A 17,329-nucleotide genomic window follows, 5' to 3' on the forward strand; every position below is an offset into this window, starting at 1 on the left:
TAGGTGTCTGGGGGAGGACGTGCCTTCAGATCGGGCTAAATGGAGCGCTCTATAAGACGGAACGTGCTGTGTTACTTCCGCTGCGGGCGTATAGACCCCTTCTATTTGACCGAACACCCTGTTTCTCTTCCGCTTCGGGCGTATAGAGCCCTTCTATTAGACTAAACGCTCCGATTTATGGGAACATAGTTTCACACCAGCCTACACAACCCCATTCCGAATCGCAAAAATTGCAAGCTGCGTGCGGTCTCTCAGCCCAAGCTTCTGCAAAATGACCGTCACATGATTTTTCACCGTTCCAATAGACAGATGCAAGGCTTCCGCAATTTCTTGGTTATTTTTCCCCTCACCGACTAGCTGTAAAATGGACCGCTCCCGGCTGGTCAACTCGACCATCTCCACACTGGAGGATTCCAAGGGGCGGTTAATCAACCTCGGCACCACCTTCCCAGCTACAGCGGCATCGATGGAAATCCCGCCATTCAAACAGCTTTCGATGGAGGACAAAAGACTCGCCGCATCCGCATCCTTTAAAAGATAGCCCAATGCCCCAAGCTTTAACGCTTCCATTGCATACTCGTCATCTGCAAAAGTCGTCAGAATAAGCACTTTCGCTTTCGGGTCACGCTGCCTGATGACCTTTGTCGCTTCAATCCCCGTCATAACAGGCATCCGTACATCCATCAGCACCAAGTCCACCAGATGTTTCTCATAAGCATCCACTGCTTCCTTTCCATTTGCGACCTCAGCCACAACACGAAACGAAGGATGCTGTTCAATCATCATTTTTATTCCTTGCCGAACCAACGCCTGGTCCTCCGCTAGCAATATATTAATCACTTAATATGTAACTCCCTTCAAAGGAAAAATTCCCTTCACTGTAAAATATCCCTCTGTAACTTCCCGCTCCATCCGTCCGTTCAGACCCTCCATTCGCTTTCGCATATTTTGCAGTCCAAATCCTTCTTCCACAGGCCTTGAAACCTCCATTTTATTCTCCACCTTCACCTGAAAGCTGTGCTCTCCGATGATCTCAAGTGTAATGGAGATTTCCTTCGAATTCCCGTGCCTCATCGCATTGGTGAGTCCTTCTTGCACAAATCGGTATAAAACAATATTCTGATCATTGGTCAGTGGCTGTGAAAGCACACCCCTTTTAGTCGTCAACTGTACCCTCATCTGACTTTCCGCTTCTAATTTTCTAATCAAATGAATTACCGATGAGATTCCTTGCTCCTCTTCCCCTTGCAAAGCCTTTACTGCTTTTCGCATCCCATCCAAGCTTTCACGGGCCAATTGTTTGGATTGCTTCACAATGGCTGCAACCTTCTCTTCCCCCGCTGCCTGCTCCGCCACTGCCAGCTGCATCATGAGTGCTGTCAGCTGATGGCCCACAGAATCATGAATATCTCTAGCAATTCGGTTCCGCTCCTCGACCCTGGCAACCTCTTCATTCTCAAGCACCTGTCTTTTCAGAACACGATACTCCACCAACAAGCTTTTCCACTCTCTATCAAACTTCTCATTATCACGGTAGTACCGATGGATAAACGCCCCCACTCCAATTAACATGATGAAAAGAAATAAGTGATAGTAAAATAGCTCAGAAACTGCTAGAACGCTAAGGGTGAACATAACTGGCAAGAGAACAGCCATTGTCGTGAGAACTGCCTGTTTGGTAGTGGAAGATTGCATTCCTTCCAGCAAAATAAAGTAGACTAACAGCCAAGGCAACACATCAAACGGCTTCATAATAAAGTGTTGCATCAATACTACGGCCCCAGTTGCCAAAAAATATGCCACCCATTTCGCATTCCAAATAGGCATGGAAAAATAAAGCCCCAAATACAGTCCAGCAGCTAAAAGATAGGCAGCCAACAGTGTGCCTGCTAGAGAATAGTAGATTGGTATGATTAAAAGAATTGCGCATACAAAACACAGTTTTACCCAAATTAAACTAATTCTGCTACCCATAAAACATTCCCGCCTTTATTTTATGTGAATTCTTGTTGTTCGATGAATTCTCCTTTTGAACAAACGTTTGTCTAAAAAATCTTCTTTAACTTCTTCATTGCCGCTTCTGACGTAAAGCTTTCAAAATGGTTCATCAGTTTTTCGGCTGCCTCTTCCCTCTTCAATTCCGACGCTTCAATTAAGTTTCTGTCACACCAATGCTGCATCGTTTCATAGGAAGTACTGCTCCACCCATTCTTTTCGCCATTTTCGTCCTGCTTTTCTTTCGTCCCCGATACCACAATATCTAAGTTGCCTTGCAGCTCCAATAATGCCTGGTCGAAAGCTTTCTTCTTTTCTTTTTCCTTCATTCCAGCTTTTGCTCGCAGTACTCTCGTATCAATTCCCTGGTTTTCTGAAATGAGGCTGAAAAGGGTTAAAGCTTCACGGGACACTTCTCCTTTTTCAAATCGCTTCTCCATGGTTTCTTGGCTTGCAAGTGCAGCAAGCATCAGCGGAAGTAGGTACTTAGAAATGAACACCGCTTTTTTCTTAATGAATTTTCCATAAGCCGCCACCCCATCTGCGGCAAATTGCGTCCTCCAAATCCACGGATCTTGCTCCGTGTCAGAATGCCACGCCTCTTTTGGGGTCATGCTTCCGAGCGATGGGTAATCATCAAATAACGGCGCAAGCGGAAGTAAGCCCACTTCCTTAATCACGGCAACGGCCTCTTCATATGTATGAATGGTAGTAGTTTGTGTAGTCATTGTAATCCTCTCCTTATATTTTAGAAATTCTACAAACACCGCAAAGAGTCCTTTAAAAATTTTCCAAATATACCTTGCATTACAAGATAGCTACGCATATAATGAGAGTATCATGTAATACAAGATAGCCGCAGCACTTTGTCACAGTACCTTGTTATACAAGATACCGAAGCAAAATTACCCTTTACCACAACCAAAGTAGGTGAACACATGGCAGCAAGAAGCCAGCTATTAAAAGGAATCCTCGATGCCTGTGTGATGGCGATTGTTGAGGAGAAAGCAGTCTACGGGTATGAACTGTCCCAGCAACTGCAAAAAGTCGGATTACCGGACATCAGTGAAGGCACCATCTATCCGGTGCTGCTCCGACTCCAAAAGAACGGATTCATCATAGGGGAAATGCGTCCTTCCGCTTCCGGACCGAACCGTAAGTACTATTTTCTAACGGACTCCGGAAAAGAAGAACTGGAACGAATCTCAAGCGAATGGATGCTGATTGCAGGTCCTGTAAGTCAATTATTGCAAAGAGGGGAAAACGAATGAGAGATACAAAAAGATTGATTGAAGAGAACAATGAAAAACGGAAGCTGTTGAGTGATGATAACTTGGGGTTATATGAGGATTTTCTTGTCTATATTCGCACCGACCTGCGAGTGGCGGAGCGTGAAGGCGAAGAACTATTGATGGAACTACTTGATCATATGCTAGAAGCACAACATGAAGGGCGACCTGCAAAAGATTTGTTCGGGGAAGATCCTAAAGTATATGCAGATGAAATAATTGAAAGCTTGCCAAGCGAAAAGAAACGCGAAGCCATTCCATTTATAACGACGATCCTTTGCAACCTGTTAGGCTGGGGAGCAATCAATGTCGGCCTTGTTTATTTAGTCCTTTCCCAATTCGTTGATGTGAAGGATTCTGTCTCGCTTAGCAGCTTGCTGACCATATTTCTTCCCATCCTTTTTTCCACCATTCTTGGTATTAAAGTAATCTTTAGTTTGGTAAGATCTACTTTATTCCAAGAAAAGAAAAGCTCTAAAAAAGCATACTGGAAAGCAGGATTATATGGAGGCGGGTCTTTCGCTGTTATTTTACTGATTGCATGGTTAATTCCTGACTTCGGTCCGAAAGTGCAAATTGTATGGTGGATCGCTATAATTGTAGGCCTTGTCTTAATTCTTTCAGGAAAGTTCGTTCAACGCCAATTTAACACCCATTAAAAGAAAGGAGCAAACAAGAAATGAACCAATTACCTTTATCTAAGAAAAGCCAAACATTCATAGAAAATCTACGGATCTACCTATTTTCCTGCGGCAAAAAAACAAATGAAATTGACGAGATTACCGATGAGTTAGAAGTGCATCTATACGAGGCGGAAAAAGAGAACAAGAGTGTCGAGCATATCATCGGAAACTCCCCAAAAGAATACATGGAGCAAATCTCGGGCGAAATGTCTTTTGATATACGGGGCTGGGCTAAGTATGTTCCAATTATCATACTTGGGGCTTTTTCCGGCATCGTCCTTAAGGACATTGTCTTTGGCGGGTTTCAATACTCGTTGGTCGAGCTGATTGGTTATCCGTTAGTATGCATTGTTCTGTTACTTGCCTATATGTGGACATTCAGGCATATTTCCAGCCATACTTTCTCCAAATCAAAGGAGTATTTTTTCTTTGGTTTAGCAAGCTTTCTATCGACGGCAATGTTTGTAGGATTAATGTTCCTGCCAAATTATATCGATTCACCGATTATCATGCTTGGCTATTACGGCAACCTCATTGTCGCAAGTATGGCCATCTCGTTTTTGATTGGGATATCGATTTGGAGTAAAACGGTTGTTTCCATTGTGCTTCCCATCTTCTACATTGTTCCGGAATATTTGGTGGGCTTTGCCGACTTATCGGTAGAAAACCAACTTTGGATCAGCAGTCTGATAATGTACGCATTAATCGGCGCATATTTATACTTCGAGCTTAAGAGGACATCCACCTCTGCAAAATAAAAACTGGGAGCTGCGCGTGTTAAATTGCGCCAGCTCCCTCTCTATTTCATCGATTCCGCTTCCACCCGGTCCATATACTCCTGAACAACTTTGTTGTTGCTCTTCTCGCTGCCAAGCTTCAGCATTGCACGCCCCACGAAATTGACTCCTTTGTTATGCCCAGCATAAATGAACCGTGTATGTGCCTCATCCACCTTCTCCAGTGTAAAAGACAAGTTGATTTCAAATGCCTTTCCAAGTACAAAAGCTATTTGTTTATGTTTCCTCTCAGGCTTGTCCTCATAAGCAAGCGTCTCCACAATATACGTTTCCAACCTCTTGCCCTCGCGATATGTTTGCTGGTGTTTCGCCCCAACCTCTGTTTCTGTTTTTTCTATCAGCGTGTGCTCCTCCACTTTCGGCATCGTTCTTTTAATATTTTTGTCGTAGAACAATTCCCATACTTTTTCAATAGGGACAGGTATCACTCGTTCTTCTTTCCATTGAATCATTTGTTTTTCAGCTCCTTTCCTGACGCCAAGAAGGCATCGATTTCTTCTGTTTTTTGTTGCAGCTCCACCATTTGGAGTCGTATGGTTTCTTTCTTTTGAATTAGTAAGTCTTCTAGATGCGCAAACGATTCATCTTCCATCACAGAAATCATCTCCTGGATGGTGAACCCGAAGCTCCTCAGTTTCACTAAAAGTAAGGCCAGAAAATAACTGCCATCGTCGTAATATCGGTAGTTATTTTTCGGATCGATATAGGCGGGCTCGATCAGCTTCACTTCCGCATAGTAGCGCAGAGTCTCCTTGCTAAGCCCGGTCATCTCGGAAAATTCACTGACTTTGTACATTTCTTGCCCTCCTTTGTTTAGTTTAAACTGTGTGGTGCACCACATGGTCAAGGGAGAATTTAATTTTGGAGTGTTTTGAGTTAGTTTTAAGCTAAATACAGTCAAAATAACACGTTTTGATGCATCTTCAAAAGCGTTCGGTCATTTTGTTCCGTGGTTCGGACACTTTTACCCCTTTTTTATGACAGGTTCAGTCAATTGAAGGTATACGTTCGGTCAACTTTCTCAGGCCATTGGACAATCCAAAATTTCGTTCGGTCAAAATCGCAAAATCTTCGGTCAACTTTGGAAAATCTTTGATCAAAAACCGAAAATCTTCGGACATTTGGTCCCCAGACCTCAAAACCATAAAGATAAAACCTAGTTACCGAAACCCACTTTTTAAAAAAACACCTAAGTGCAGCAACTAGCGCCCCCTTAGGTGTTCAACATCACTCTTGGCCTTTCAATTCCACCAAAGTATACTCCTCAGTATCCAAGTCATATTCAAAAGAAATGGTATACTCTTTTCCTTCCTCAAACTGGCCACAGAACGCTTTAGCATCCTCTTCGCTCGTCGCTTCATAATGATAAGTCAACCCATTATAATCAGTTTCGGTAACCGAACAGCGATAAGCACCGTTCTCAGCTTCCGTCACTGCCACACTCTCTACTGTAATTTGCTCCTCACCAGAAGCAGAAGGAATATACGTGTACATTACAAACGTTGTAATGAGCAGCACCGTCCCGACCACAAGCGAAATGCGTCCTTTTTTCTTTTCCGATCTTACAAGCGTCGTAAACACACCAAATCCGATTAGGCCAAAGCTAATCGCAAATAAAACTAAACCTAATATATACATCTCTGAACCCCCGTTTCTATTCTCTACTTCCCATTATATATCAGACAACCCGTATCATTCATACTTTTTCACGGAATCGATTAGTTCCTCAATTTGAGATTCAGTAAGTGGATCATGCATGTTCATCACTTGAAAAGTTGCACCATCTTGCGTCCAAATTATCACCTGAAGGTCCGACCTTGACTGTTTAACGGAGTAATCAATTCTATCACCGTTTGAGGTTTCAAAACTTTTCCGATAATGGATTGGACCGAAATCAAACCCATCAGGCATGTCAAAATAGATATTAATGGAAATCAGCTCATTTTCTGCTTCCTTTCCAACATATTTTAGTTCCACACTTCTACTAAAACTCAACGGTACTTCTGTAGCAAAAACCTTTTCAGGCTCAAAAGGCAAGACGGTCAAGTAATAGGCTGGCTCTCCCACTTCATGGAAAACATTAAGTGTTTCTCTCATCTCGGCAGATAAGCCATCCTCTTTACCACCGGGAAGGAAATTTTTTACCCCCACAATCAATACCAACGCAATAATCACAGAAACAACTACAGAAGGTATCCACAATCTCCCTCTTTTCTTCTCTCTCTTCATTCCTCTCAATTCCAGCTCCAACCGCTCGCGCGTCTCTTCATCCATCAACAAATCAGGTCGATTCTTCAAGGGTTCCAACCATTCTGTATTATTTTTCATAGAAGATCACCCCTTCCGTATCATGACCGATGGATTGTTTCATTTTTTGGAGTGCCCGGTGGTATGTCACTCTTACCTTAGATTCTGTCCACCCGAGTATCTCTGCGGTTTCCCTTACAGAAAAATTCTTTAAAGCACGTAATATGACGACCTGTCTATAATCCTTTTTTAAGTTACTTAAAGCTTGCTGTAATACTTGCCAATCTGCCCCTTTATCAGCTACGTCCGCAGGGGATATTCCGCCACCTGACTGCTCCCTGCGCCACTTTTCAGGCAACAACCGCTGAAACTTTCTCTTCCTATAAAAATCAATCGTCGTGTTTCTGGCAATTGAAATAATCCACGTTCTCGTAGTGGACTTCCCCTGAAAACTACCTATGCTATGTAACGCCCTCATAAACGTTTCCTGTGTGAGGTCCTTCGCCTCTTCTATGTTATTGGTAAAATAAAGGCAATATTGGTACACATCCTGGTGATATGGCTGATACACATCACGGACAAATGCCTCCCTGCTCTCCCCCAAATGGACTCCCCCTCTGCACATCTTTATCTAATAGTCGATTGAGTTATTGTTTTGTTACAAATTAATTTTTCATTTTTTAAACTAAAAAGAACGACCGGCCCATTTGTATCCAATAAACTTTCTCTAATTGGTTTATTGCTTTTGTTAATCCTCATGTGAATGTGATCATCTTGTTGATTGAAGTGGAAGGCGTGTAGACGCCCGCGGGAGGAAGGGACAGGTGAGACCCCGCAACGGAGTGAGGAGGCTCACGGACCGCCCGCAGGCAAGCGAAGCGCCTGGAACGGAAATCAACCGTATTATATGCTTTAACTTAAAAAAACCCCTACCACTCCAAGCAGTAAGGGATCGAAATCCTATCATTCAAAAAAATACTTCCTAGTCCGCAACTGCACATTCAACACAATCCCGACCGCGATCATATAAGTCAGAAGCGAACTCCCACCATAACTGAAAAACGGCAATGGAATACCTGTAATCGGGAGCAGTCCAATTGTCATGCCAATATTCTGAAATACTTGGAAAGTCAGCATGCCGATGACTCCCGCGCATAAGTAAGTACCATACGTATCATGGCATTCCATGGCGATGAAGGTAATTTTATAGATCAAGAAAAAGAAAAGAGAAATAACCACCGTTGCGCCCATAAATCCGAACTGACTGGCGATGGCGGCAAAGATAAAGTCCGTGTGTGCTTCCGGCAGGTAGACATTCATCTGGCCGTAACCTGAACCTGTGTATTCCCCTGACCCGATGGCAAGCAAGGATCTTACCAACTGAAAGCCTTGTACGTCTTGATATTCATAGGGATTCAACCATCCGTAAAAACGGTCGAGTTGATATTCAGGGATTAGGTACGTATGGAAAAACGTTGGGTGTGCAATGAAAATATATATGAATAATGCCATGAACCCTAACGCTGCTCCAACAAGCGAAAGGATGATACTCCATTTGATACCCGAGACCAGAATCATGGCTGCGATAATCGCACAGTATACCATGGTTGTCCCCATATCCGGCTGTTTCGCTACAAGAAATAACGGAATACTGGAGGCTGCGATTATTTTCCCAAGTAGCAAATAACTGTCACGCAATGTGGCTACTTCATACTGCGCACGGTGGTCGGCAATAACTTTACTCAAGACTAATATAATGGATATTTTCATCAATTCGGATGGTTGGATATTACCAAGGCCAGGCAGTGTGTACCAACTTGTTGCCCCTTTAATGGTGCTGACAAGGGAGGATGGGACGTTGAACTCCAGGCCGAGTAACAGCACTACTCCCATGCCATATGTAATCCAAGCCAGGTTTCGTAAGTAGTCAAAATGTATCAGCAGAGATATCCCGATACCTATGGCTCCGACGACGAACCACATTAACTGCTTTTGCATAAAGTTTATGTTCTGCAACACTGGAGGCAGTGTAGGTTCTACGCTCTTCAAAGCAAAAAGGCTGGCTACTACCATAATCCCCATAAGAAAAATCAACGTGGTATCCAACTGAGGTTTATAGTCTTTTTCCACTGTTTTCTCTCCATTCTCTGTTTAAACTTTTTCTTTTTTGATTGTTTATATTATTATTTAAATTATTGATATGTTTAATAATAGAATAACCTATAAAGCATATTAGAGAAAAACATAAAGGTCAATCCATAAAATTATGGATAATGCATGTGAAAGTGGAAAAAGGGGAAATTAGAACTAACTTATTTTAGGAGGACTACATACTTTGTTTATTGCGTTAGCTTTTTTCTTATTTATGTCTTTTTTCTTGTCCGGAAGCGAGACAGCACTGACAGCTGTTAACAGGATGAAAATCCAAATTAGAGCGGAAAACGGGGATGTTGCTGCCCAGAAACTATTGAAACTGATTGAACGCCCTGATCAGTTTATTACAGCAATTCTTATTGGAAATAACATCGCCAATATTATGTTACCGACACTTGTTACACTTGTTGCCATTAGTTATGACTGGAATGTAGGAATTGCTACCGCTGTATTGACTGTCGTTCTAATTATTTGTGCAGAGGTCGTGCCAAAATCCATTGCAGCTACTTTTGCTAATAAAGTTGCTTTCATTGTTGCACCTGTTATTTCTATTCTTCTTTTCGTTTTAAAGCCCCTTATCTTTCTACTTTCTATTTTGACTAACTTCATCATCCGCATTCTTTCGAGGGGAATGGTCCAAGAGGCGACTCTTTCCAAAGAAGAACTGAAAACGATGGTAGATATCGGAAGAACGGAAGGTACATTTTACGAAGAAGAATCGCAGCATATTATCGGTGCCATCGACTTTTACACAAAGGATGTCCGAGATGCGTTAAAGACACCTCGGATAGAAATCCATGGGTTGCCGTGTGATATTTCTTTTGAAGACGCGAGAAGCTTTGTTATGGATAGCAGTTATACACGTTATCCTGTCTATAAAGATAATATGGATAACATTATCGGTGTGTTTCATGCTAAATTTTTATTGAATTGGTCACTAAGACCGGAATTAGAAATCAAGGACTTTATGGACACTAGTCCGCTGTTTGTCGCAGAATCCACCTCTATCGAAAAAGTATTCAAAATGATGCTCAAAGAGAAAAAGCACATGGCGATTGTTATTGATGAGTACGGTGGGACGACAGGTATAATCAGTCATGAGGATATTATTGAAGCCATGATCGGACAGGAAATAGAGGATGAAACGGATGAATCCGGGGAAATTCTCATTGAAGAATTAACGGACACTCAAATTATCTGTCATGGAAAAATCGCCATCAGACGATTTAATGAAGTGTTTAAAACAAAGGTACCCGAAGAAGAGGACACGGTTGCCGGGTTTCTTTTCAAAGAGCTTGGCCATATTCCAACAGAGGGTGAATCCCTTGAATATCATCACCTTCACTTTGACATTTTGAAGATGGAGGACAATGTCATCAAGCAAGTGAAGGTAAAGAAAAAAGCTAATTAAACGTAAAGAGGGTGTCGCTCTTCTTCATGGAAGAGCGACACCCTCTTATTTATTATGACTGTTAATGCTGATTTGAACGTGCATGTAACTGAAGGCCGACTTGCTTTACCTGATGATTTTCCATTTCAAGTACTGTCCAAATGTTCTCACCATGTTTAATATGTTGCTCTTCATCGTCTTCAAGATCTTGCAGCATTACCTGCATCCAACCGCCAATTGTATCTATATCATCCTTCTCATCAAATATTACCCCGAATTGGTGTTCAATATCTGTCAACAAAACAAGGCCATTTATATGATAAAGATCTGTTTCGATTTCTTGAATATCCGGTACTTCATCTGCATCAAATTCATCGCGAATTTCCCCGACGATTTCTTCGAGGATATCTTCCATCGTGATGATACCGGCCGTACCACCGTACTCATCAATAACTAGAGCGATATGAACCTGCTCTTCCTGCATTTTTAATAAGGCATCTTGCAGGGAGGTCACCTCATGAATTAGTGGAAGCTCGTGAAGGAAGTCTTTCATTTCCCCTGCTCTACCCGCAGCGAAGTTTGTCAGCATTTCCTTTACGTTCACAAATCCTAGAATATTATCTTTGTCCCCATCTTCTGTAACAGGATAACGGGTGTATTGGTGTTCATCCAATACGCTGATAATTTCATCTTTAGACATGCTATTTGATAAAGTGACGATTTGCACACGCGGAATCATGATGTCCCTTGCAACCCTCTCGTCAAAAGTGAATATATTTTCCATGTAGGATAGTTCTGTTTGATTAATTTCTCCACTTTCAAAACTTTGCGTCATAATGATTTTAAGCTCTTCTTCTGAATGGGCCTGCTCATGACTTGCAGGCTGTACGCCGAACATGCGAAGTAACACACGCGCTGAACCGTTCAGCGTCCAGATTAACGGGTACATCAGCTTACCGAACCAATATAAAGGTCTCGCAATAAGCAATGTCATTTTTTCCGCAAACTGAATCGCAAGTGTTTTCGGTGCAAGCTCCCCGACTACTACGTGCAAGAACGTTACAAGCGAGAAAGCGACCGCAAACGAAACAACTGTAGAAACGGACGCAGGTACTCCCAAGCTATCGAATAATGGATACAGAAGTCTTTCCACCGTCGGTTTACCTAACCAACCGAGGCCTAAAGCCGTAACCGTAATACCGAGCTGACACGCGGACAAATAGTAATCCAAATCCGCAATAAGCTTTTTAGCTACAACCGCTGTCTTATTTCCTTCTGCAATCAATTGATCCACTCGGGACATACGCACTTTTACCACCGCAAACTCCGATCCAACGAAGAACGCTGTTAAACCTATTAACAAAGCCACTAAAAGTAAGTTCATAATTAATATACTGTCAATATCCAATTGTTTCCCTCAAAAAAAGGGATTCACCTCCGAAAATTTCCACTTTTATTTTTTCTACCTTTACCTCTAACTATTCCACCTAATTTTAGATTAGAACTCTCCCCCAATCTGAATATAAAAAAGCCTCCACCAAAAACTGGTAGAGGTTTTATTTGTAAAGTTATTTAACCTGTACCTAAGTGGCAAAGGTCTCGCAAACAACATATTAAATGTTGCCAGTTAAGCCGGTGACTTTAATTGTCACGGATTGACGACATAACTGTCAGCTACTCCCCTTTGGAGTATTATAAGCTCTTTAAAGCAGAGCGATAGCTTAAACTCATAAACTATCAAGAAAAATTCTATTATAGTTTCTAGGTAAAGTCAATATTTGTAGATTAGTAGAAAAAATCCCTACTCCCTTGAAAGGAGTAAGGACTTGGTATATGTTACTGTTTTTGCATTCCCGTATAGATATAGATGGCATCCCTCAGAAACTCAGCAGTACCGGGCTGTTCTTTATCATAAAAAGCAGTAAATCTCTCATCATCCACATACATCTGAGCAAGCCCTGCATGTGCTTCCTTGGAATAGGAATCCCAGTAAAACCCTAACCACTGACGGTGCAGGTCTGCCGCTCTTTGTGCAAGTTCTCCAGCAGGATCGCCGGTTTTGAATGCTTCGTTTAAGACTTTCAGCACCTCTTCCCCAAGCTTTTCACCCTGCTCATACTGATTTTTTGACATACCTTTCAGCTTGGCATTCGATTTATCCATTGTCTCGTTGCCATATTTACCGCGTACCTCCTTGCCGTATTTCGCTTCGTTTTCATCTATCCTATTCTGCTTGAATGCTTCAAACTTCTCTTTATCACTCATGTTAATACTCCCTTCTTTCGCAGCCAGGGTCCGGTCTACACTTTCAATAAGGCCCTCCAGCCGCTTTTGCTTTGTCAGAAGCTTGTCACGGTGTTCTTTAAGTGCTTTGACTTCATTAAAAGATGGAGCGTTAATGATTGTTTGAATGCTTTCAAGGTCCAATTCGAGCTCCCGATAAAAAAGGATTTGCTGCAGCTTATCCACTTCCGCCTGCCCGTAGATTCGATACCCAGAAGCACTGACTCTCGCCGGCTTGAGAATCCCAATTTCATCATAATAACGCAGCGTCCTGCCTGTCACTCCAGCCAATCTTGCTAATTTCTGTACGGTGTATTCCATCAATGATCACCTCCTGACAAATTCAGTGTACACCTTGACGTAGCGTGAAAGTAAATACGTTTTTCAAAAAAATAGGCCAAATTTATTACAAAGTAAGTTAGAATATTCTGCATTTTAATTCTTTCGTCTTATATCTCATATTTGTCATTACTTTTATAATTAAAACAGAAATAATATTTCAACTTTTCAATTATTTTTTGAAATATTACTTCAACATTTATGTAAGCGTTTACCAAAAAACAAAAAAAGAAAGCGAGGGGCTACAAATGAAATTAGGACAAGCATGTAAGTACATAATGATTACGGTATTATTATTTTCTTTCACTCTCCCTCTTTTTACAGGGAAAGGGAGTGCTGAAATGATGCAGCAACCAAAGCATGAGATGCGAGCTGCCTGGATTGCCACAGTCCAAAACATTGATGTGAAAGCAGGGTTGAGCGAAGCAGATTATACAGCATGGGTACAGCAAACACTTGATTTTCTAAAAGGTAAAAATTTTAATACGATTATTTATCAAGTAAAACCTACCGCAGATGCTTTTTATCCATCTGAAATTGATCCTTGGTCTAAATATGTGACAGGAGGGGCACAAGGAACAGACCCTGGCTATGACCCGCTCCAAATTATGATTGATGAATCACATGCTCGAGGTATTGAAGTGCATGCATGGGTAAACCCGTATCGTGTGACAATGCCTTTTGAAACATTAGAAAGCTTATCAGAGGAAAATGTCGCAAAAGAACATCCTGATTGGGTAGTGAAATACGGTTTTCAATACTACTTGAATCCTGGCATTCAGGGAGTGCAGGACTACCTGCTTTCTACCGTTGAGGAGCTTGTAGCGAACTATGACATAGAAGCGGTTCATATGGATGACTACTTCTATCCATACCGCAGAGCTGGTGAGGAATTCCCGGATCAAGCGCAATTTGAAGCAGACCCGCGCGGTTTTGATAATATCGGGGACTGGAGACGCAACAACGTAAACACACTAGTATCTGCCATCAATGACACAATCAAAGAAACAAAGAGCTGGGTGCAATTTGGAATCTCCCCATTTGGTGTGTGGAGAAATATTGATATGGACCCGACAGGAAGTAAAACACAAGCTGGCCAAACAAACTATGATGATCTTTACGCTGATACAAGACAATGGATCAAAGATGGCAGCATCGACTATATTACGCCGCAAATCTACTGGTCCCGAGGTCTAGCAGTAGCTGACTACTCCATTTTACTTGACTGGTGGAGCAACGAGGTCGAAGAATATGCCAATAATCATCCAGTAAACCTGTATATTGGAACAGCGGACTACAAGGTTGGGGACAACTTCGACCAAAACTGGTATGACCCATACGAACTACCTGGACAAATTCTAGACAACCGTCAAGATGAAAATGCGCTGGGACAAATGCACTTCTCCCTTAGACAAATTATCAGAAATAAACTTGGCTATGCAGATATCCTCACCAATGAAATCTACACAGAACCTGCACTTGTACCTGCAACAGCTTGGAACGGCGGCATGCTTCCACAAAAGCCAAACACGGTGAAAGCAGACAAAACAGATGGTAGTATCACTTTAACAATCGATGATAAAAAGCATTCCGATGCGAGAAAATATGTTATCTATCGCTTTGACGGTCTTCAAGAAGGAGATTATAGCAACCCTGCGAATATCGTGGATGTTGTGTATTCTACGGAGGGTGTGACTACATATGTGGACAACACTGTAGAAGAAGGAACACAATATACGTATGGCGTTACTTCTGTTTCTAATACTGGAGTGGAAAGTAAGGATGCGAAGATTGTGAAGGTTGTAAAATAAAGAGATCTTGAAGAAAGCGCTTGGTGGGCTATGCTATGTAGCTCGCCAAGCGCTTTTATTTATTCCACCGTTACCGCAGTTCCATATGCGATAATCTCGGATGCATTCGTCATCACGCTTGAGGTTTCGAGCCGAACACAAATAACGGCGTTCGCCCCTTTGCTTTTCGCATCCTCCACCATCCGGCCAATTGCCTTTTGACGAGCCTCCTGCATCATTTCGGAATACTCTTTGATTTCACCACCGACAATCGTTTTTAAACCTGCCAACAAATCTTTTCCGATATGCTTTGACTGCACGGTACTTCCTTTCACAAACCCTTTCAGATCCACGATATTTTTCCCCGGCACCGACTCAGTAGTCACTATAATCATTTTTGTCATCCTCCTCTTTTTCTTTTGCACGCTCCACTATCAGCACAATGAATAGTGAAATGAGTGCAATTACATAAAATATGTAAAATAAAACTCCTAACCAAATATTAATGACAAGCAGGGCCAATCCCACCACTTGCCCAAGTAACGCTACAAGCAACAGTACCTTCTTTAGGGTTTCAATCATTTTCATCCCTCCACCACTACTATTCACCACCCAAAGAGAAATTCCTTGTACCATTGACATTATATTTTTACGCATCACTTTTCATACATGAATGGGACATATTTGCTCATTATAAGACAGAATGCCACTTTAAGGAGAGATAAAAACATGCAAAATCAACCTACCCAGCAAGGATCAAATATGAATCAAAATCAAATGCCGCCAAACATGAATATGAACATGGCTGGCACACAAACCCCTTCTACCAACCACGGGGGGCATGAGTTGTACGACGCACATGAAGTGATTGCCGGCATCATCAGTATGCTCGACCAATACCAGATGTATGAACAGCACATCCAAGATCCTGTACTGAAAGATATCCTGACACGACAAACAGCTTTTGTTACCCAAGTGTATAATACAGTAGTGGAAAGCTTCCGCACCGGTCAAAAGCCCACCGTTTCCACTCAAGTGTATAAAATGACCCAAACACATGACGTGGTGTATGGCATCCAACCAACTCAACCGAAAAAGCCAAACCAATCGGTGAGCGACCTTGCAGACAATGGCCTTTCCGCCTATATGCTAGGTCAAACAAAGGGCCTTGCGACGCTACTTGCCATGACGGCCCTTGAAATGACCAATCCCGTCCTGCGCCGAGTTATTGCCGACAGCGTTCCAAACTTCATTGAAATGAGCTATGAAATTTTTCTATATCAAAATAAACATCAATACTACCAAGTACCACAGCTTGCTATGCAAGATATGAATACGATGCTGCAAAGTTATGTAACGATTTCGAATCAGGGGAATATGCCTCATTAAGAACAATATCGCTAATGCGACCTAAAACCACGTCCCAAGACTTTAATCTCTTGGGACGTTTTCTTGTTTTGAAATATTGGCCTTGGCAAAATCTCTTCTTTACACTACCTTTGACTATTTCAGTAAAATCCCTTGTCACCAAGTGCTTCATAACACTGATGAGGACCTCTCTCCTCCTGATTTCTCGCCACTGAAGTCTTCATAACGGCAATGAGGACCTTTCTCTTCCTGATTTCTCGTCACTGATGTCTTCATAACGCCGATGAGGACCTCTCTCCTCCTGATTTCTCGTCACTGATGTCTTCATAACAGCAATGAGGACCTTTCTCCTCCAAATTTTCCATCACCGAGGTCTTCGTCTTGACGAACATGAGTTGCTCTGAAGCTTTCCACAATTCGATTTCTTAAACAACAAGAAAAACCGATGCAAGCCACAAGCTTGAACCGGTTTTTTCCTATTTTAAATTCTTCCCAATGTATTTCACAATTTTACGCAGCTCTGATACAGACGGTCTTCCAAAAGGACTTGTCTGCCTTTGTTGATATAGAAGCTTGCCTTTTTCGTCTACTAGAAAATATGCTGGTTCCCCGTGTACCCCATGGTCTTCATATGGCGCATCTTCTCCATGATAATAGACCCCATATGCCTCTAGTGCTTCAAGTTTTGGATCTGATAAAACAGGCATAGTCAAATCATATTCCGACACCATTTCCTTTAGTTTTCCCACTTCTTCTGTGGCAATGGCCAAGACATGTACTTTTTTATCCTCAAAATACCCTTTGCTTTCCTCTAGTTCCTTCAATTCATTCTGACAGACAGGACACCATGATCCGCGGAAAAAAACAATCAAATGCCATGCCTCATGCTCCTTTTGGTGAGCATCAAACGAGAAAGTCTCCCCTGTTGTTTGAGCTAGTTTAAATTCAGGTGCTTTGTCCTTTAATTTAAGATATCCCATATTCGTTTCCTCCT

General features: G+C 42.1%; 20 protein-coding genes. 6 read left to right on the forward strand and 14 right to left on the reverse strand.

Going from position 1 to position 17,329, the window contains the following annotated elements; all coding sequences use genetic code 11:
* Window positions 1-201: 201 nt before the first annotated feature.
* The 3 genes from LC091_RS18020 to LC091_RS18030 form a co-directional block, all read right to left on the reverse strand.
* A complete protein-coding gene (locus LC091_RS18020) occupies window positions 202-840 on the reverse strand; it encodes a response regulator (protein ID WP_226683416.1) in 639 nt (212 codons plus the stop codon).
* A complete protein-coding gene (locus LC091_RS18025) occupies window positions 841-1,974 on the reverse strand; it encodes a sensor histidine kinase (protein ID WP_226683417.1) in 1,134 nt (377 codons plus the stop codon). It abuts the gene before it with no gap.
* 71 nt (window positions 1,975-2,045) lie between these two features.
* Window positions 2,046-2,723 (reverse strand): AlkZ-related protein, encoded by a 678-nt coding sequence (locus LC091_RS18030; RefSeq protein ID WP_226683418.1) that lies wholly within the window; start codon window positions 2,721-2,723, stop codon window positions 2,046-2,048.
* A gap of 210 nt (window positions 2,724-2,933) precedes the next feature.
* Here LC091_RS18030 and LC091_RS18035 point away from each other — a divergent pair, with 210 nt between their 5' ends.
* Genes LC091_RS18035 through LC091_RS18045 form a run of 3 tightly spaced genes read left to right on the forward strand, consistent with a single transcriptional unit; the run spans window position 2,934 to window position 4,725 of the window.
* Window positions 2,934-3,266 (forward strand): PadR family transcriptional regulator, encoded by a 333-nt coding sequence (locus LC091_RS18035; RefSeq protein ID WP_226683419.1) that lies wholly within the window; start codon window positions 2,934-2,936, stop codon window positions 3,264-3,266.
* Complete coding sequence (locus LC091_RS18040) at window positions 3,263-3,943, forward strand: DUF1129 family protein (RefSeq protein WP_226683420.1); 681 nt, start codon at window positions 3,263-3,265, stop codon at window positions 3,941-3,943. The genes LC091_RS18035 and LC091_RS18040 overlap by 4 nt, the downstream gene beginning before the upstream one ends.
* 20 nt (window positions 3,944-3,963) lie before the next feature.
* Window positions 3,964-4,725, forward strand: a complete 762-nt coding sequence (locus LC091_RS18045) for an HAAS domain-containing protein (protein ID WP_226683421.1) — start codon at window positions 3,964-3,966, stop codon at window positions 4,723-4,725.
* A gap of 41 nt (window positions 4,726-4,766) precedes the next feature.
* Here LC091_RS18045 and LC091_RS18050 read toward each other — a convergent pair whose 3' ends face one another.
* The 6 genes from LC091_RS18050 to LC091_RS18075 all read right to left on the reverse strand — a co-directional run bounded on the left by LC091_RS18050 (window position 4,767) and on the right by LC091_RS18075 (window position 9,141).
* Entirely contained in the window at window positions 4,767-5,216 is a 450-nt protein-coding gene (locus LC091_RS18050) for an SRPBCC family protein (RefSeq protein ID WP_226683422.1), read from the reverse strand.
* On the reverse strand, window positions 5,213-5,560 hold the full coding sequence (locus tag LC091_RS18055; RefSeq protein ID WP_226683423.1) for a MerR family transcriptional regulator: 348 nt from the start codon (window positions 5,558-5,560) through the stop codon (window positions 5,213-5,215). Before LC091_RS18055 ends, LC091_RS18050 begins: the two co-directional genes overlap by 4 nt.
* 431 nt (window positions 5,561-5,991) lie before the next feature.
* The gene (locus LC091_RS18060) at window positions 5,992-6,402 is read right to left on the reverse strand and encodes a hypothetical protein (RefSeq protein ID WP_226683424.1); all 411 of its coding nucleotides are present in this window, start codon (window positions 6,400-6,402) and stop codon (window positions 5,992-5,994) included.
* Window positions 6,403-6,456: 54 nt separating this feature from the next.
* Window positions 6,457-7,092, reverse strand: coding sequence for a hypothetical protein (locus tag LC091_RS18065; RefSeq protein WP_226683425.1), 636 nt, complete (start codon window positions 7,090-7,092; stop codon window positions 6,457-6,459).
* Window positions 7,082-7,615, reverse strand: coding sequence for an RNA polymerase sigma factor (locus LC091_RS18070; protein WP_226683426.1), 534 nt, complete (start codon window positions 7,613-7,615; stop codon window positions 7,082-7,084). Before LC091_RS18070 ends, LC091_RS18065 begins: the two co-directional genes overlap by 11 nt.
* A 359-nt stretch (window positions 7,616-7,974) precedes the next feature.
* Complete coding sequence (locus tag LC091_RS18075; RefSeq protein ID WP_226683427.1) at window positions 7,975-9,141, reverse strand: FtsW/RodA/SpoVE family cell cycle protein; 1,167 nt, start codon at window positions 9,139-9,141, stop codon at window positions 7,975-7,977.
* A 205-nt stretch (window positions 9,142-9,346) separates the two neighbouring features.
* Between LC091_RS18075 and LC091_RS18080 the strand changes: the two genes are divergently transcribed.
* Entirely contained in the window at window positions 9,347-10,576 is a 1,230-nt protein-coding gene (locus LC091_RS18080; RefSeq protein WP_226683428.1) for a hemolysin family protein, read from the forward strand.
* Window positions 10,577-10,637: 61 nt separating this feature from the next.
* Here LC091_RS18080 and LC091_RS18085 read toward each other — a convergent pair whose 3' ends face one another.
* Together LC091_RS18085 and LC091_RS18090 are read right to left on the reverse strand one after the other, a co-directional pair.
* Window positions 10,638-11,957: a hemolysin family protein gene (locus LC091_RS18085; protein WP_226683476.1), complete on the reverse strand. Its 1,320-nt coding sequence runs from the start codon at window positions 11,955-11,957 to the stop codon at window positions 10,638-10,640.
* 434 nt (window positions 11,958-12,391) lie between these two features.
* The gene (locus tag LC091_RS18090; RefSeq protein WP_226683429.1) at window positions 12,392-13,159 is read right to left on the reverse strand and encodes a MerR family transcriptional regulator; all 768 of its coding nucleotides are present in this window, start codon (window positions 13,157-13,159) and stop codon (window positions 12,392-12,394) included.
* Between the two features lie 266 nt (window positions 13,160-13,425).
* Here LC091_RS18090 and LC091_RS18095 point away from each other — a divergent pair, with 266 nt between their 5' ends.
* Entirely contained in the window at window positions 13,426-14,988 is a 1,563-nt protein-coding gene (locus LC091_RS18095) for a glycoside hydrolase family 10 protein (RefSeq protein WP_226683430.1), read from the forward strand.
* 59 nt (window positions 14,989-15,047) lie between these two features.
* Here LC091_RS18095 and LC091_RS18100 read toward each other — a convergent pair whose 3' ends face one another.
* Both LC091_RS18100 and LC091_RS18105 read right to left on the reverse strand, forming a co-directional pair.
* Window positions 15,048-15,362 (reverse strand): YbjQ family protein, encoded by a 315-nt coding sequence (locus LC091_RS18100; RefSeq protein ID WP_226683431.1) that lies wholly within the window; start codon window positions 15,360-15,362, stop codon window positions 15,048-15,050.
* Window positions 15,343-15,603, reverse strand: a complete 261-nt coding sequence (locus tag LC091_RS18105; protein WP_226683432.1) for a hypothetical protein — start codon at window positions 15,601-15,603, stop codon at window positions 15,343-15,345. The genes LC091_RS18100 and LC091_RS18105 overlap by 20 nt, the downstream gene beginning before the upstream one ends.
* A 93-nt stretch (window positions 15,604-15,696) precedes the next feature.
* Here LC091_RS18105 and LC091_RS18110 point away from each other — a divergent pair, with 93 nt between their 5' ends.
* Window positions 15,697-16,356: a spore coat protein gene (locus LC091_RS18110; RefSeq protein WP_404819701.1), complete on the forward strand. Its 660-nt coding sequence runs from the start codon at window positions 15,697-15,699 to the stop codon at window positions 16,354-16,356.
* 455 nt (window positions 16,357-16,811) lie between these two features.
* Here the strand turns inward: LC091_RS18110 and LC091_RS18115 are convergent, their stop codons facing one another.
* Window positions 16,812-17,315 (reverse strand): peroxiredoxin family protein, encoded by a 504-nt coding sequence (locus tag LC091_RS18115; protein WP_226683433.1) that lies wholly within the window; start codon window positions 17,313-17,315, stop codon window positions 16,812-16,814.
* Between the last annotated feature and the right edge of the window lie 14 nt (window positions 17,316-17,329).

It is taken from the genome of Sutcliffiella horikoshii (assembly GCF_020524325.1).
Classification (GTDB): Bacteria; Bacillota; Bacilli; order Bacillales; family Bacillaceae_I; genus Sutcliffiella_A; species Sutcliffiella_A horikoshii_D.

Bases quoted from the DNA above. Each gene is read 5' to 3' on its own strand.
- LC091_RS18025 (WP_226683417.1), bottom strand. From the start codon at position 1,974: ATGGGTAGCAGAATTAGTTTAATTTGGGTAAAACTGTGTTTTGTATGC.
- LC091_RS18030 (WP_226683418.1), bottom strand. From the start codon at position 2,723: ATGACTACACAAACTACTACCATTCATACATATGAAGAGGCCGTTGCC.
- LC091_RS18035 (WP_226683419.1), top strand. From the start codon at position 2,934: ATGGCAGCAAGAAGCCAGCTATTAAAAGGAATCCTCGATGCCTGTGTG.
- LC091_RS18040 (WP_226683420.1), top strand. From the start codon at position 3,263: ATGAGAGATACAAAAAGATTGATTGAAGAGAACAATGAAAAACGGAAG.
- LC091_RS18045 (WP_226683421.1), top strand. From the start codon at position 3,964: ATGAACCAATTACCTTTATCTAAGAAAAGCCAAACATTCATAGAAAAT.
- LC091_RS18050 (WP_226683422.1), bottom strand. From the start codon at position 5,216: ATGATTCAATGGAAAGAAGAACGAGTGATACCTGTCCCTATTGAAAAA.
- LC091_RS18055 (WP_226683423.1), bottom strand. From the start codon at position 5,560: ATGTACAAAGTCAGTGAATTTTCCGAGATGACCGGGCTTAGCAAGGAG.
- LC091_RS18060 (WP_226683424.1), bottom strand. From the start codon at position 6,402: ATGTATATATTAGGTTTAGTTTTATTTGCGATTAGCTTTGGCCTAATC.
- LC091_RS18065 (WP_226683425.1), bottom strand. From the start codon at position 7,092: ATGAAAAATAATACAGAATGGTTGGAACCCTTGAAGAATCGACCTGAT.
- LC091_RS18090 (WP_226683429.1), bottom strand. From the start codon at position 13,159: ATGGAATACACCGTACAGAAATTAGCAAGATTGGCTGGAGTGACAGGC.
- LC091_RS18095 (WP_226683430.1), top strand. From the start codon at position 13,426: ATGAAATTAGGACAAGCATGTAAGTACATAATGATTACGGTATTATTA.
- LC091_RS18100 (WP_226683431.1), bottom strand. From the start codon at position 15,362: ATGATTATAGTGACTACTGAGTCGGTGCCGGGGAAAAATATCGTGGAT.
- LC091_RS18105 (WP_226683432.1), bottom strand. From the start codon at position 15,603: ATGGTACAAGGAATTTCTCTTTGGGTGGTGAATAGTAGTGGTGGAGGG.
- LC091_RS18110 (WP_404819701.1), top strand. From the start codon at position 15,697: ATGCAAAATCAACCTACCCAGCAAGGATCAAATATGAATCAAAATCAA.
- LC091_RS18115 (WP_226683433.1), bottom strand. From the start codon at position 17,315: ATGGGATATCTTAAATTAAAGGACAAAGCACCTGAATTTAAACTAGCT.